18 protein-coding genes are annotated in these 14,062 nt (G+C 74.1%); 10 read left to right on the forward strand and 8 right to left on the reverse strand.

The annotated features are described in order from the left end of the window. Positions 1–236: 236 nt before the first annotated feature. The 4 genes from DK389_RS27060 (at position 237) to DK389_RS27070 (ending at position 3,650) form a co-directional block, all read left to right on the forward strand. Positions 237–452 carry a DUF3311 domain-containing protein gene (locus DK389_RS27060; RefSeq protein ID WP_109894355.1) on the forward strand — a complete coding sequence of 72 codons (216 nt, stop codon included), beginning with the start codon at positions 237–239 and terminating at the stop codon, positions 450–452. Next, positions 449–1,897: a sodium:solute symporter family protein gene (locus DK389_RS27065; protein WP_109894357.1), complete on the forward strand. Its 1,449-nt coding sequence runs from the start codon at positions 449–451 to the stop codon at positions 1,895–1,897. Before DK389_RS27060 ends, DK389_RS27065 begins: the two co-directional genes overlap by 4 nt. Before the next feature lie 20 nt (positions 1,898–1,917). Continuing rightward, positions 1,918–2,070, forward strand: a complete 153-nt coding sequence (locus DK389_RS33000; protein WP_162560891.1) for a hypothetical protein — start codon at positions 1,918–1,920, stop codon at positions 2,068–2,070. Positions 2,071–2,207: 137 nt separating this feature from the next. Then, a complete protein-coding gene (locus DK389_RS27070) occupies positions 2,208–3,650 on the forward strand; it encodes a protein adenylyltransferase SelO (protein ID WP_418291979.1) in 1,443 nt (480 codons plus the stop codon). Between the two features lie 137 nt (positions 3,651–3,787). Here DK389_RS27070 and DK389_RS33005 read toward each other — a convergent pair whose 3' ends face one another. The 3 genes from DK389_RS33005 to DK389_RS27080 are packed head-to-tail and all read right to left on the reverse strand — an operon-like array spanning position 3,788 to position 5,420. Then, positions 3,788–3,934 carry a hypothetical protein gene (locus tag DK389_RS33005; protein WP_162560892.1) on the reverse strand — a complete coding sequence of 49 codons (147 nt, stop codon included), beginning with the start codon at positions 3,932–3,934 and terminating at the stop codon, positions 3,788–3,790. Between the two features lie 33 nt (positions 3,935–3,967). Then, entirely contained in the window at positions 3,968–4,267 is a 300-nt protein-coding gene (locus tag DK389_RS27075; RefSeq protein WP_109894361.1) for a hypothetical protein, read from the reverse strand. Positions 4,268–4,325: 58 nt separating this feature from the next. Further along, entirely contained in the window at positions 4,326–5,420 is a 1,095-nt protein-coding gene (locus DK389_RS27080) for a phytanoyl-CoA dioxygenase family protein (protein WP_109894363.1), read from the reverse strand. Between the two features lie 178 nt (positions 5,421–5,598). Here DK389_RS27080 and DK389_RS27085 point away from each other — a divergent pair, with 178 nt between their 5' ends. From DK389_RS27085 to DK389_RS27100, 4 genes are all read left to right on the forward strand, one after another. Next, a complete protein-coding gene (locus tag DK389_RS27085) occupies positions 5,599–5,832 on the forward strand; it encodes a hypothetical protein (RefSeq protein WP_109894365.1) in 234 nt (77 codons plus the stop codon). 174 nt (positions 5,833–6,006) lie between these two features. Further along, a complete protein-coding gene (locus tag DK389_RS27090) occupies positions 6,007–6,381 on the forward strand; it encodes a hypothetical protein (protein WP_109894367.1) in 375 nt (124 codons plus the stop codon). An 84-nt stretch (positions 6,382–6,465) separates the two neighbouring features. After that, positions 6,466–6,822 (forward strand): hypothetical protein, encoded by a 357-nt coding sequence (locus tag DK389_RS27095; RefSeq protein WP_109894369.1) that lies wholly within the window; start codon positions 6,466–6,468, stop codon positions 6,820–6,822. 100 nt (positions 6,823–6,922) lie between these two features. Next, positions 6,923–7,279, forward strand: a complete 357-nt coding sequence (locus tag DK389_RS27100) for a hypothetical protein (protein ID WP_109894371.1) — start codon at positions 6,923–6,925, stop codon at positions 7,277–7,279. Positions 7,280–7,285: 6 nt separating this feature from the next. Here DK389_RS27100 and DK389_RS27105 read toward each other — a convergent pair whose 3' ends face one another. The 5 genes from DK389_RS27105 to DK389_RS34640 all read right to left on the reverse strand — a co-directional run bounded on the left by DK389_RS27105 (position 7,286) and on the right by DK389_RS34640 (position 11,341). Further along, entirely contained in the window at positions 7,286–8,194 is a 909-nt protein-coding gene (locus DK389_RS27105) for a LysR family transcriptional regulator (protein ID WP_109894373.1), read from the reverse strand. Between the two features lie 371 nt (positions 8,195–8,565). Further along, complete coding sequence (locus tag DK389_RS35045) at positions 8,566–8,697, reverse strand: hypothetical protein (protein WP_257791916.1); 132 nt, start codon at positions 8,695–8,697, stop codon at positions 8,566–8,568. Positions 8,698–8,823: 126 nt separating this feature from the next. Then, on the reverse strand, positions 8,824–9,084 hold the full coding sequence (locus DK389_RS27110; RefSeq protein WP_162560426.1) for a hypothetical protein: 261 nt from the start codon (positions 9,082–9,084) through the stop codon (positions 8,824–8,826). A gap of 101 nt (positions 9,085–9,185) precedes the next feature. Further along, complete coding sequence (locus DK389_RS27115) at positions 9,186–10,394, reverse strand: GNAT family N-acetyltransferase (protein WP_109894377.1); 1,209 nt, start codon at positions 10,392–10,394, stop codon at positions 9,186–9,188. Further along, positions 10,391–11,341 (reverse strand): lipopolysaccharide biosynthesis protein, encoded by a 951-nt coding sequence (locus DK389_RS34640; RefSeq protein WP_335645563.1) that lies wholly within the window; start codon positions 11,339–11,341, stop codon positions 10,391–10,393. The genes DK389_RS27115 and DK389_RS34640 overlap by 4 nt, the downstream gene beginning before the upstream one ends. A 5-nt stretch (positions 11,342–11,346) precedes the next feature. Between DK389_RS34640 and DK389_RS34645 the strand changes: the two genes are divergently transcribed. Further along, positions 11,347–11,625 (forward strand): hypothetical protein, encoded by a 279-nt coding sequence (locus tag DK389_RS34645; protein ID WP_236960377.1) that lies wholly within the window; start codon positions 11,347–11,349, stop codon positions 11,623–11,625. 728 nt (positions 11,626–12,353) lie between these two features. Continuing rightward, positions 12,354–13,874 carry a DEAD/DEAH box helicase gene (locus DK389_RS27125; RefSeq protein WP_109894379.1) on the forward strand — a complete coding sequence of 507 codons (1,521 nt, stop codon included), beginning with the start codon at positions 12,354–12,356 and terminating at the stop codon, positions 13,872–13,874. Positions 13,875–14,062 lie beyond the last annotated feature (188 nt).

A 14,062-nucleotide genomic window follows, 5' to 3' on the forward strand; every position in this document is an offset into this window, starting at 1 on the left:
CTCGGAAGTCCGATCCGCGGAAGTCCGATCCGGGGAAGTCCGATCAGCGGAGGCGGAGGCCGGCCCGCCCGGCGGCCTCGCGCGGAGTGCCTGGGCCTGACGCCCGAGCGGTTCGCACGGGGCTTGCAGGGCCCGATGCCCGGTTTACGCCGGCCCTCCCGCCCGCCATGCTCGCGCGCCGGCGCAGAGCCGGAGACGACGGCGTCGGTCGGGACGGGCACGGGAGCGGTTCGCGGATGAGATGGGTCAGATGGCTGGCGGTGCTGCCCTTCCTCGGCATGCTCGGCGGCCCCTTCTTCCTCAACCGCGTCACGCCCCTCGTCCTCGGCCTGCCGCTGCTGCTGGCCTGGCTCGTCTTCTGCGTGCTGATGACCTCGGTCATCATGGGCGTGATCTATCTCTGCGACCCTGAGAACCGCACCGACGGGACGGGCCGGGAGGCCGGCGAATGAGCATCGCCCTCCTCATCATCGCCGGCGCCTTCGCGGGCGCGCTGGCGCTCGGCATCCGGGCGCGCTCCGGTCGCGAGATGAGCCTGGAGCAGTGGACGGTGGGCGGACGCGGCTTCGGCACGCTGCTCGTCTTCCTGCTGATGGCGGGCGAGATCTACACCACCTTCACCTTCCTCGGCGGCTCGGGCTGGGCCTACGGGAAGGGGGGGCCCGCCTACTACATCCTCTGCTACCTGACGCTCCTCTACGTCGTCTCCTACTGGCTGCTGCCGCCGATCTGGCGCTACGCCAAGGAGAACCGCCTGTTCTCGCAGCCCGACTTCTTCGCCGCGAAGTACGGCAGCCGCGGCCTCGGCCTCGTGGTGGCCCTCGTCGGCCTCGTCGCCCTCGTCCCCTACCTCGTCCTGCAGCTCAAGGGGCTCGGCATCATCGTCTCGACCGCCTCCTACGGGGCGGTCTCGCCGACGCTCGCGATCCTGATCGGGGCGGCGGCGGTGACGGCCTACGTCATGGTCTCCGGGGTCCACGGCTCGGCCTGGACCGCGGTCATCAAGGACCTGATGATCCTGTTCGTGGTCGCCTTCCTCGGCATCTACCTGCCGCTGCACTATTACGGCGGCTACGGCGCGATGTTCGAGGCGATCGAGGCGGGAAAGCCCGGCTTCCTCGCGCTTCCCGAGCGCGGGCAATCGCCGACCTGGTTCGCCTCGACGACCCTGCTCACGGCGCTCGGCGGCTACATGTGGCCGCACGTCTTCGTCTCGGTCTACACGGCGGGCGATCCGCGCTCCTTCCGCCGCAACGCCGTGCTGCTGCCGGTCTACCAGCTCATCCTGCTGTTCGTGCTGATGGTCGGCTTCACGGCGGTGCTGCAGGTGCCGGGGCTCACGGGCGCCGACGTCGACCTCGCCCTGTTCAAGCTGGCGCTGCAGAGCTTCCCGCCCTGGTTCGTCGGGGTGATCGGCGCCACCGGCGTGCTCACCGCCCTGGTGCCGGGCTCGATGATCCTGATGTCGGGGGGGACGCTCGTCGCCAACAACCTCGTCCGGCCGCTGCGCCCCGGCCTGACCGAGGCCGGCACGGCCCGGCTCGCCAAGATCTCGGTGCCCCTCATCGCCCTCGTCAGCGTCGGCGTGACGCTCCACGGCGGCGAGACGATCGTGCAGCTCCTGCTGATGGGCTACAACTTCGTGACGCAGCTCCTGCCGGCCCTCGTCGCGAGCCTGCTGCGGACGAACCCCCTCACCGCCCGCGGGGCGTTGGCCGGCATCCTCGTGGGCGTCGCGGCGGTGGCGGCAACGAGCCTCGGCGGCCTGACGCTGGCCGGCCTGTTCCCGTTCCTGCCGGGCCCGGTGCAGGACATCAACGTCGGCTTCGTGGCGCTCGCCCTCAACGTCGCCGCCGCAGGGATCGTCAGCCGCCTCGACAGGCCCCGGCGCGGGTGAGACAATCGGAGTCCCTGTCCGTGCTCGCGGCGAGCACGGACGCCACGTCCGAGGAGCACGGGATGTCGCCGGAACTTCGGGAATCGCGGGCGGCCCTGATCCTGCTCGCGGTCACCGTCCTCTCCGTCCTCGTCTTCGGGGCCGTGACCCTGATCAGCCAGATCGGCGGCTGAGCCCGCGCGGCGCGGCCCCCGCGGCGGCCGTGAAGGGCGCGCCCGGAAACGCATGATGAAACACACGCCCCGCGGGCGGCATTGAGGGAATGCGCGGCCCGCGCCGCGCCGCCCGATTGATCATCCGAGAGACGGTATTGCCCGAGACCGCGCCACGCCCCTCCCGCCGCCACGCGGAGCTGGGACCCGCCTTCTACGACATCGTGGCGCCGGCCCGCTTCCCGCAGGCGATCCTGCGCTACCGCAACCGGCCCTGGGCCGAGCGGGTCGGGCTCGGGACGCTCACGGACGCGGACTGGATCCGGCATTTCGGCCGGTTCGAGCCCCTGCCCGGCAGCTTCCCCGAGCCCCTGGCCCTGCGCTACCACGGCCACCAGTTCCGGTCCTACAACCCGGATCTCGGGGACGGGCGCGGCTTCCTGTTCGCGCAGCTCCACGACCTTCGGGACGGGCGCCTGCTCGATCTCGGGACCAAGGGCAGCGGCCAGACCCCGTGGTCCCGCGGGGCGGACGGGCGCCTGACGCTGAAGGGCGGCGTGCGCGAGGTGCTGGCCACCGCGATGCTGGAGGCTCTCGGCGTCGAGACCTCGAAATCCTTCAGCCTGATCGAGACCGGCGAGGCGCTGGAACGGGGCGACGAGCCCTCCCCCACGCGATCGAGCGTGCTCGTGCGGCTGAGCCACTCGCATGTCCGCATCGGCAGCTTCCAGCGCTTCCTGGCGCTCAGCGAGACCGACAACATCGTCCGGCTCCTCGACCACACCATCACGACCTACATGCCGGAGATCTGGCAGGACGCGCTCCCCGACCGGGCCGCCGCCTTCCTCGAGGCGGTGAGCCGGCGCGTCGCCCGGATGGGCGCGCAGTGGATGGCGGCGGGGTTCGTGCACGGCGTGCTCAACACCGACAACATCAACGTCACGGGCGAGAGCTTCGATTACGGGCCCTGGCGCTTCCTGCCGCATTTCGACCCGCACTTCACGGCGGCCTACTTCGACACGACCGGCCTCTACAGCTTCGGGCGCCAGCCCGAGGCCCTGTTCTGGAACCTGAGCCGGCTCGCCGATTGCCTGCTGCCCGTGGCCGAGCAGCCGCGGCTGGAGGCCGTGCTCAAGGGCTTCGGGCCGCACCTGCAGGATGCCTTCGCGGCGGCGCTCTTCGCCCGTTTCGGCCTCGCCCCGGCGCCCGAGGAGCCGACGCACCGCTTCGTCGGCGCCTTCTGGCGCTTTCTCGCCGAGAGCGGCGCGCCCTTCGAGCGCGTCTTCTTCGACTGGTACGGCGGGCTCGCGAGCGCGGCGCGCGCGGGCGCGAGCCCGGTGGCGGACCTCTACCGGGCCGAGAGCTTCGCGCCCGTGCGCGCCGCCCTCGAAGCCCTGGAGCCCGCCGATCCGCGGCGCCTCGCCCATCCCTACTTCGCGGGGCAGGCGCCCTGCACCATGCTCATCGACGAGGTGGAGGCGCTCTTCGCGCCGATCGCGGACCGGGACGACTGGTCGGCCTTCGCGGGCAAGCTCGCGGAGATCGCCCGCATGGCGGAGGCCTACGGCACGGGTCCGGAAGGGATGGGCGAGGCGGCGTAAGTCACCTCTCCCGTCCGGGAGAGGCCGCGGGCGCGCCAGCGCACCGGGTGAGCGATACAGGTCCTTCCGGAGAGGTCGCATCCCTCACCCCGACCCTCTCCCGAACGGGAGAGGGGGCGCGGCGGCCCGGGGCGGCCTCACGGATCGGACCCCTCCCCCCGCTCGCGCTCGGCCACGCGCCCCCGCGCGATGCCGGCATCGATGGCGCGCCGCGCGAGACGCAGGCCGAGCCAGAACAGGAGGAGGCAGACGGCGAGCGCCGCGAGGATCTTGATGGGCTGCATCGGGGCGGGTCTAGCACGGCCGCGCCGCGGCGCTCACGCGCCCGGGCCGACCGGAGGCAGGCCCTGCTCCGGGGTCGGCACCACGCCGAGGCCGGAAGGGTCGTCCGGCGCGGCGGCGCCGAGGCGGCGCAGCAGCGCCTCGTAGGTCTGCGCGGCGGGCGAGCCCGCCTGGCGCTCGTTGGTGCGGTCGAGGAGTTCGTGCAGATCCGCCGCGAGCCGTGCGCGGGCCTCGGACCCGCCGGGACTCGCCTCGAACAGGTGGCCCAGCGCCAGCTCGAAGGCGCCGACCAGAACCCGCAGCCGCTCGACCTCGTCCTGAACGCCTGGATCCACGCGCGCCTCCGTCCTCGTCGGGACTCAACGCGCCGGGGCGGCGGGAGGTCCGGCCGCGTCAGCCGAGCTTCGGCGGGGCATCGGCCGTCACGGCGCCGACCGGACGCCAGACGTTGCGGGCAAGGCCCAGGCGCTCGCCCCGGTCGAGGGCCCACCAGGAAAGGCGCGTGCGCCAGCGGGCGAGCCCGAGGACCGACCACAGGTCGGGGCCGGGGACCGGCAGGAAGGGGTTGTGCCGGTCGTAGGCCCAGACCTCGATCCGCACCGAGGGGCGGAGCGACGGCCCGCGGGCGTGGAAGCCCACCGTGTCGCCGACGACGAGGGTGTTGCCGGGCACCGCGAAGGCCACCGGCTCGCCGTAGCCGAGGCGTCTCAGCTCGGCCCGCGTCGCCCGGAAGGAGCCGCGCCCGGTCAGCCGGTCGGGGTTGCGGGCGGCCCCGCGGGCGAGGCGGCGCTCCCAGGCGAGGCGGCGCTTGGTCGGCCGGTGCGAGCCCGGCACGTAGGTGAAGGGCCCCTCGTCCTCCGCCACGTCGGTGAGGAAGAGCCACGCCTTCATGGTCGGATGGAAGGTGTCGATGTGGAAGTTCGTCTGCGGGTCGGGCGGGCCCTCGACCGCGTGCGAGAGGATCGCCTGCACGGTGATCACCGGCTCGCAGTCGAAGCTCGACACGTAGCGCAGGAGGCCCTGCCACGCGGGAAGCTCGAGGAGCCGGGCCATCGCCGGCATCCGCGTGAGCGTCTCGGGATCGAGGGGGATGCGGCGGGTGACCGTGTCGCCCTGGAGCTGCTCGCGGGCCTCCACCGCGACGCTGCGGACCTCCGCGCTGATGGCGGCGTAGAGGTCGGGGGGCATGAAGTCGCGCCTCGCGATGAAGCCGTCGCGGGCGAAGGCGTCCCGGTCCTCGGCCGAGACGAGATGCGCGAGCCTGCGCCGCCGCCTGTCCGCCAGGGCATGGGCGAGGCGTACCCGCGCCGTGTGGAGACCCAGGCGGTTGAGGCGCTCCGATCCGAGGATCGGGTTGTCGACGAAGGATTTGGCGCCGGTGGCGAGCGCGGCGAGCCAGAGGGGCGCCCGCAGGACGGCCCCGAGGGCGGGAACGACGCGGGCCGCCGGGCGGGCGGGAGCGGGATGGGGGGACGCGGTGGCGCTCATCGGGACTCGAATCCTCCGGATGTCCCGTTCGGGACCTGCCCGCGGCGGGATATGCAACCGTTGCGTGCAAATGTGCGGAAAGGAAGGCTCGCCCGGCCGCTGCGGACGGGCTGCGCCGAGGCGGTCCAAGCCCTATCTCCCGGGCGGCGAGACCCGCCGAGAGAGCCCGAGCGACCCTGTGAGCCAGCGCGAGACCTTCCACATCGAGATCCTCGGCCCCGACGACGCGGACGTGCAGACGCGCGTCTCCGTGCGCACGAGCGACCTCGCGGGCGCGCGGGAGCGGGCGCTGCGCCTGTTCGCCCGGGCGCGGGTGCCCCAGCGCGGCGGCGAGCCGGCGGAGGCGGTGCGGGTGATCGACGGGGCGGGCCGCGAGGTGTTCCGCCAGAGCCGGTTCGACCGCGGGGATTAGGCGCCCCCGGCGGGGTCAGCCCCGGCCGCCGGACACCGTGCGGAAAGGATCTGTTCCGCCCGCTCAGCCCGCGCTATCGGTGAAGTCACGGCCGATTGCAGATGAGCGCGGGGAGAGACCGATTTGATCCGGGATCATAATAAGATTCTTTGAAGAACAGCTCGAACGCTCTTCTTGCGGTTACTTCCGGTCGCGCTGCTGACGCTGCCCTTCGGCGCCCGGGCTCAGAGCGTGGAGGACGGGTCCGACGCCGCCATCGGGCCGGCGGAGACCCGCACGATCCTCGACAGGGTCGGGCGGGACCTGAAGAGCCCGGATGCCAGGGTCACCGCCCTCCGCCGGGGGGAGGGCGCGGTGATCTGCGGCTCGGTCGACGTCAAGAACCGGATGGGGCTGTATACCGGCCCGCGCGGCTTCGTGGCCGACCTCTCCGACGGGTTCTTCGGCCGGGTTCCGGACGGGCCCGAACTCCTCAGCCCGAGCCGGATGGACGATTACCGCGCCATGGAACGGACCCGGGACCTCTACTTCAAGGCGTGCCTGCGATAGATCGCCGGATGCGGGGAGGCCGGCTGCCGGGGAACGGGGGGCGCCCTATCTCCCGCGCTGCGCCCCGCCGTTCCGGTCCCCGCCATGCGCCTCGCCCTTGCCCTCGTCGGAGCCGCGCTCCTGTTCTGCGCCCTGTTCGTGCGCAGCTACACCGTGCCGCCGGCGCCCGACCGGCGGGGCGGCACCACGGTGTCGCTCGCCCTGCCGAACCGGCCGCTCTTCGGAAGCCCGCGGGCCGATTGCCTCGGCACGCCGGATTCGGAGCCCGTGATCGCCTGCCTGATCGCCTCGGTGAACCGGGCGCGCAGCGAGGCGATCCCGCTCGTGAGCCTCGGCTTCTCGCCGGCCTGCTACGACCTCTCGCAGCGCATCGCCCTGATCGGCCGGGACGCGGCGGCGGCCGAGGCCCGCCACGCGCAGATCGCCCGGTTCGGCTGGTGAGGCGCGCGCCGGATCGGTCCCGCCCGCGGGCGCGTTGAGTTTGAGGATCCGGCGCGCGAGCCCGCAGCGCGTGAGGATCACGAGCTTGAGGACGACGACGATGGCGCTCAGGTCCGAGACCCCTCCCCCGCCCGCCGACCTCAAGGCCCCTGCGCCCGGCCCGTCCGACCGGCCGACCACGGCCCAGCTCAAGGCGGACATCGACAGCGGCCGCACCGGCGACAAGGTCGCGCATTACGATCCCGGCCTGTCGCAGCTCGGCACCGACGACGAGGCCGCCGGCCGGCCGAACGAGGCGCACCGGATCGCGGCGGCCCGGCAGCAGGAATCCGCCGCGCCCCACGTGCGGGCGGCGGCCGACCCGCAGGGCAGCCGCCCCTGGGTGCTGCCGGCCTTCGCGGGCTTCATCGTGTTCGCGGCCGTGGCGATCGGCCTCGCCCTCTGGCTGCTGCCCTAGGAAGGGCTAGGCGGCCTCGTCGTCGAGGGAGAAGCGGCTCGCGGGCCATTCGTACCGGCCGAGGGCCGCCGCGAGCGCCGATAGCGGCGTCGAGCGCCGCCGGCCCCCGACCGTCACGAGGCAGACCTGGCGGGCGACGGCCGGCTCCATCAAAGGCAGGAGCGACAGGCCGGGCAGGGTGGCGGAGAACTCGGGCAGGAAGCACACGCCCATCCCGGCCGCGACCATGCTCTGGATCCAGTCCTCGCGCTCGCTGCGGTGGGAGCGCAGGATCTCGGTGCCCTGCTCGCGCAGGATCTCGGCGAGATGGTCCCGGTACTCGCAATTGATCCGCTGCAGGTAGATCTGCCCGGCCATCTCGCGCATCCGGATCGCGTTGCGGCAGGCGAAATCGTGCCCCGGCCCGCAGGCGAGCATGAAGTGCTCCTCGTAGAGCGGGCTTGCCCGCAGCGGGTTGGGGAAGCCGCGCGGATCCGCCATGATCGCCACGTCGAGCTCGCCCGCGAGCAGCATCTCGGTCAGGCGCGCGGGCACGCCCTCGACGAGGGTCAGCTCGATGCCCGGATGGGCGACGCGGAAGCTGTTGAGGAAGCCGACGAAGCGCAGCGGCCCGATCGTGCACATCACGCCGAGGCGCAACTCGGCACCCTCGAGCCGCAGGAAGCGCGAGGCCGCGCGCTTGGCGCGCTCGCGCCGCTCGATCATCTCGGTGAATTCGGGCTCCAGAAGGCGGCCGAGATCGGTCAGGTGCACGTGGCCCCGCTCCCGCGAGACCAGCAGGCCGCCGAGCTCGTCCTCCAGCTTCTGGATCGCCCGGGTCAGGGCGGGCTGCGTCACGTTGCAATGCTCGGCCGCCTTGGTGAAGCTGCCGAGGCGGCCGACCGCCAGGAAGTAGCGGATCTCGTGGAGCTCCATCGGCGGCTCCGGCCTCACGGTCCTGGGGGCCGCCTCGGGCCGTCAGCCCGGCGCGGCCGTGGGACATCGGCCCGCCATTGTCTCGACAACGGGGCCATCGTCCAGGGGCGAGGCCCGTCGGTACGCTTGGGAAACCGGATCGCCCGGTGCGCCGCGCGGGCTCAGCCGGCCCGCCCCGGCGGCGGCGCCGGGTTCCGGCCGGCGAGCAGACGGTCGAGCTCGCGCAGGACCGCGCATTTGGCACGTCGTTCGTTGGAGCGCTTCATGGGAGCCTCCCGACGCCCCGGTCCGCGCCGCGGCGATGCGCCGGCGAGGAAGAGGCGTCATCTCAAGGGGATAGGTGTGGACGCACCGAACCCGGATCAAGGGCCTCAGGCGGCCCTGCGGGTGAACCGGGGATGGCGGATGACGATAGCCGGAGCCGGCTGGGGCGTGGTGGGCACTGCCGGGACCCAGATCCGGACCTGCGTGCCGGCGCGGGGATCGAACACCGTGAGGACCATGATCGTCTCCTCTCATCCATCGTGTCCGCGAATCTCGCACGGGCGGCTTGCGGCTTCCGTGACGCGGGTCACGCTCTCGGAGGGCCGGGGCGGCCCTCCGCGCGGGGTGCGCCCGAACCGGCGCCCTCAGTTGTGCGAGTGGTGATGCAGCATCTCGGAATCGTCGGCGAAGGGCCCCGGCGCGGGAGCGGCCCGGACCGGCTTGGCCGGCCGCGCCGGCTGCACCGCGCGGCCGCCGTCGCCGCCGTAGATCGTGTAGCGGGGCGTGACCCCGTTCAGCGTCACCGCGGCGCCCTGGCCTTCGGGGTGCAGGATCGACTGGGTCCAGGCCTGGGCCGAGGACGCGACGGCGAGAAGGACGGTGCCGGCGAGAAGAAGGCTGCGCATGATCGTGATCTCCTGGTGAGGGAAGCCCGGACAGTCCGTCCTGCTTCCGGATCCGATCATCGGCGGGGGGCAGCCGAAAGGATAATGCCGTTCGGGCATCGTCACGATGCCCGCGGGTCGGGCGGTCCCGCCTGCCGGGCCGCGCGGACCTTGGCGCGCGTCTCGGCCCGCATCCTGGCGATCCGGGCGCGGGCCCGCTCCAGGGCGGCGGCCAGCGGGAAGAGCGGGTCGCCGCCCGGCGCCTCGATGAGGTGGTGGGCGAGGCGCGCGCGCCCGGTCCAGAACATCTCGGCGAGCTCGGTGCCGGGCGCGGCGCAGGAATCGACCCGCAGGATGGACGGATCGGCGAGCCAGTCCCGGCTCAGCCGATGGACGAGCTGGACCCCCGGCGAGTGACGCGCCGTCCCCTCGTCGTGGGCGATCTTGAGGAACCACAGGTCGGCGCCGGTCCGGGGCAGGATCGCGGCGGCGAGCGTCTGCCCGCCGAGCCGCAGCCGGTCGATGCGCAGGCGCCCCTCCGCCCCGAGCGCCGCCGTCATCGCGCGCAGGAATGCGGCCTCCTGCGGCCGGCAGGCGATGGCGGTGCCCATCCGCCCCTTCCAGCCCGCTGCCTCGAGGGCGATGAAATCCTCGAGCGCCGCGGCCAGCGCCGCGGGCTCGTCCGCGGTGTCGAGGCGCAGGGCCTCCCCGCCGGCCTCCAGCGCCTCTCCGGCGGCGCGCAGCTTACGGCGGCGGCGGGCGGAGAGATGCGCGAGGGCGGCGCCCCGCGCCTCGGGGCCGAGCCCGTCGAGCGCGAGCCGCGCGCGGGCATGCGCCCAGACGCGCGTCTCGCGGGCCCCGCTCGCCGCCCGCTCGGCGCGCAGAAGCTCGGCGAAGGGGCCCTCCGTCGGCAGGTAGGGCATCAGCAGGCGGGGGCTCAGGGCGAGGGCCCGGGGCGCGGCGAGGAGAGCGGCGAGCGCGCGGGCGGGCTCCCGCGCGTCGAGGAGCGGCACGCCGAGCACGCCGTGGTCGTGCATCCAGCCGGCCAGAACCGGCAGGGGCAGGCCCCAGCGGGCACGCGCCCGCCGGAACGGCCAGAGCGCGAGGAGCCGGGCGCCCGGCATCTCCGGGGCCCGGTCCGCGACGAGGAGGAGATCGACGCCCGCGCCGTAGGCCGGCGCGGCCGCGAGCGCGTAGCCCGCCTCGTAGAACGGGTTCGCGAGGAAGGGGGCCTCCCCGAGGGCGCGCCAGGCGGGCCGGAACCCGGGAGCCGGCCCGAGCGGGCGGAGGGCGGCGACGAGGCCGCCGGGCAGGGCCGCGTCGCGGATCATCGGGCGGCCCGGCGGCGGGCCACGAGATCGGCGAGGCCGACGACGTTGAAGCGCCACGCGGCGGCGAGGAAGCCCGCGGCCAGGATCGCGAGGCCGGCGAGCCGCGCCGGGGCGCCCTGCCCGCCGGGCAGGAGGCCGATCCCGAGGATCGCGGCCCAGGCGAGGAGGGCGAGGGCGAGGATGCCGCCGATGTCGCCCGCCGGCACCGGCATGCGGAAGGTCTCGGGCCCGCGCCGCCCGCCGACCACGAAGACGAGGCAGGCGATGGCCTGGCCCGCCGCGAAGGCGAGGGCCGCGCCGAGCGCGCCGAGGCGCGGGATCAGCAGCCAGGAGAGGCCCCCGACGGTGGCGAGCAGCGCGGCCGAGGCGACGGCGTCGAGGTGGCTCGTGCGGGTGAAGTAGATGACCTGCCCGAAATAATAGGCGCGCACCATCAGGAGGATGCTCGCCGCGAGCAGGATCGGCGCCAGCGCCAGCGCCTGCGCCCGGTAGCCGGGCCCGAGCAGCACCGCGACGAGGACGTCGTCGTAGGCGAGCACGAACACGGCGCCGAAGGCGCCGACGAGCGCCAGGGCGCGGGCGGCGTCCGCGAGCACCGCCTCGGCCGCGCCGAGCGCGCCCGCCCGTACCTCGCGCTTGGCGATCGAGACCAGCGCCAGCGCGATGCTCTCGCCGAACACGACGAAGCCCTGGCGCAGGAAGTCGGCGATGGCGCCGTAGGCGCCGAGCTCCTCCGGGCCGACGCTGCGGCCGACGATGATCCGGTCGATGGTCTGGGCGAGCGCCGCGAGCCCGAAGGACAGGACGAGGGGCCAGCCGTAGGAGAACAGGCGGCGCGCCTCGACGGCGCTCGCCCGGCCCGCGCAGGAGCGGCCCGATCGCCCGCAGGGCCGGCAGCGCCGCGAGCCCGTTGGCGAGCGCCACCGCGAGGACGAGGGCGAGCGGATCGCCCGTGCGCGCCAGCGCGAGGCTGCCGAGGACGAGAACCAGGACGGCGCGGGCGAGGATCGCCAGCGCCACCGCGCCCGCCGCGAGCCGGGTGCGGGCGATCTCGGTCGAGGCCTCGAACAGGGTCATGCCGACGACGGCCGCGACGGTCGCCGCCGCGACCGCGGGGCTCGCGAGCCCCGCCGCGACCGAGAGCGCGGCCGCCAGGGCCGCGAGCGCCAGCATGGCGGCGAGGAGCCGGCCCACCGTGCCGACCTGGGCTGGGGCCCGGGCCTCGTCGTAGCGGGCGAAGAACGCGAATTTCGGCCATTGGCAGGTGGCGCCGTAGAGCACGAGCGCCCAGGCCAGCACGAACAGGTAGCTGCCGTAGGTCTCCACCGGCGCGAGCCGCGTGAAGACCGCCACCGCGCCCATGTTGAGGGCCGCCGCCGCGGCGCGCGCGCCGACGTAGATGAAGGTGTGGCGCGCGATCATCCCAGAACCCGGCATCCCCGAACCCGGCATCCCGGAACCGGGATCGTCCCCCTCCCCCGATGCGTGCGGGTTCGGGCCGCCGTGCGGCCCGGCCGGATCCGGTTGCGGAGCCCGCGGCGGCCTCTGTAGCATGCCGGGGCGTGCCCGCGAGGCCCCCTGCCCCGCGCCGGGGCGGGGCTGTCTCAAGCTGGTGCGGGAGGCCGGCGCGGGCTGCATGGGAGGGCAGCGTCTGCAGGGGGCGTGCCCGGGCGCCCGGGCGGGGCGCCGTGGACCGGCGATTGACTTCGCAGCCGCACACAGCCATATCGCGGGTGCAGCGTCAGCGGCCGTATCGGATCCGCTTGAGAGGGCTGCGTGACGGACGGGGCGGCCGCGGCGACGCGCTCGAACGGTCCGGCCCCTCTCTTCATACGTGCATGCACCTGGGCTGCCCCATCACGCGGGCGGCCTCCTGCCAACGGATCGAACCTGCCGTCGACGGCAGCCGGGGCCGGCGCGAGCGCGCGGCCCGGGATCCGCTGCCCTGAAAGTTCCAGCTTGACCCAGTTCACCGATTTCGGCCTCGCCCAGCCCGTGCTGCGGGCGCTCGATGAGGCCGGCTACCAATCCCCCACGCCGATCCAGGCGCAGGCGATTCCGCCTGCCATGCAGGGCCGCGACCTCTGCGGCATCGCGCAGACCGGCACCGGCAAGACGGCGGCCTTCGCCCTGCCGATCCTGCACCGCCTCTCCCTCTCGGACCGCCGCGCCCCGCGCCGCGGCTGCCGGGTGCTGGTGCTCTCGCCGACCCGCGAGCTCGCCAACCAGATCGCCGAATCCTTCTCCGATTACGGTCGCCACCTGCCCTACACGAACACGGTGGTGTTCGGCGGCGTCACCATCAGCCGCCAGGAGCGGGCGCTGGCGCCGGGCGTCGACATCCTCGTCGCCACGCCGGGCCGCCTGATCGACCTCGTCGACCGGCGCTCGCTGACGCTGGAGGGCGTCGAGATCCTCGTCCTCGACGAGGCCGACCAGATGCTCGACCTCGGCTTCATCCACGCCCTGAAGCGGATCGTGCGGATGCTGCCGGGCAAGCGCCAGAGCCTGTTCTTCTCGGCCACCATGCCGAAGAACATCGCGGGCCTCGCCGAGCAGTACCTGACCGACCCGGTCCAGGTCGCGGTGACGCCCGTCGCCACCACCGCCGAGCGCGTCGAGCAGCAGGTCATCTTCGCCCATACGGGCGCCAAGCAGGCGCTGCTCGCCCACATCCTGCGCGACCCGAAGATCGACCGGGTGCTCGTCTTCACGCGCACCAAGCACGGGGCCGACCGCGTCGTGCGCGGCCTCGACAAGGCCGGCATCGCGGGCGCGGCGATCCACGGCAACAAGTCCCAGCCCCAGCGCGAGCGGGCGCTCGCCGCCTTCCGCGACGGCTCCTGCCGGGTGCTGGTGGCCACCGACATCGCCGCCCGCGGCATCGACGTCGAGGGCGTCAGCCACGTCGTCAATTTCGACCTGCCGAACGTGCCGGAGAGCTACGTCCACCGCATCGGCCGCACGGCGCGCGCCGGGGCCGACGGCCTCGCCATCTCCTTCTGCAACGACGAGGAGAAGGCGTATCTGCGCGACATCGAGCGCCTGACCCGCCAGAAGGTGCCGGTCGCGGGCTTCCCCGAGGGCTTCGTGCCCCCGACCCGCCAGGAGGCCGCCGAGATCGCCGCCTCCGAGGAGCGCCGTCCCGACCAGCGCGGTCCCCGGCCCGGCCAGCGCCAGGGCCAGCGTCCGCAGGGGCAGCAGCGGCCCCAGGGCCAGCGCCCGCAAGCCCAGCGGGGCGACCATCGCCCGGGCGGGCGCCCCGCCTTCGGCGGCCGGCCGCAGGAGGGCCGGAATCCGGACGCCCGCAACGAGCGCCGCGGCGAGCACCGGCCGAGCCAGGGCCGTCCGGAGCATCAGGCCCGGCCCGAGCGCGGCCCGGAGGGCCGTCCGCAGCGCCCCGGCAACCGGCCCCGCAACGGGGGCGGCGGCGGCGAGGGCCGCGCGATCGGCTGGCTGGAGCGCGCGCCTCGCTCCTGAGGCGACCGGCAGCCCCGACCTCTCCCGTCCGGGAGGCCTGAGTCGGCGTGAACCGACCGGGTGATGGGTGCGACCTGTCCGGAAACCTCGCATCCCTTACTCTGTCCCTCTCCCGAACGGGAGGGAACCCGCGCCCGATGTGTCGGCGTCGGGGCTGAGGGGGCCGGCGCCCCACCTCTCCCGTTCGG

It is taken from the genome of Methylobacterium durans (assembly GCF_003173715.1).
GTDB lineage: Bacteria > Pseudomonadota > Alphaproteobacteria > Rhizobiales > Beijerinckiaceae > Methylobacterium > Methylobacterium durans.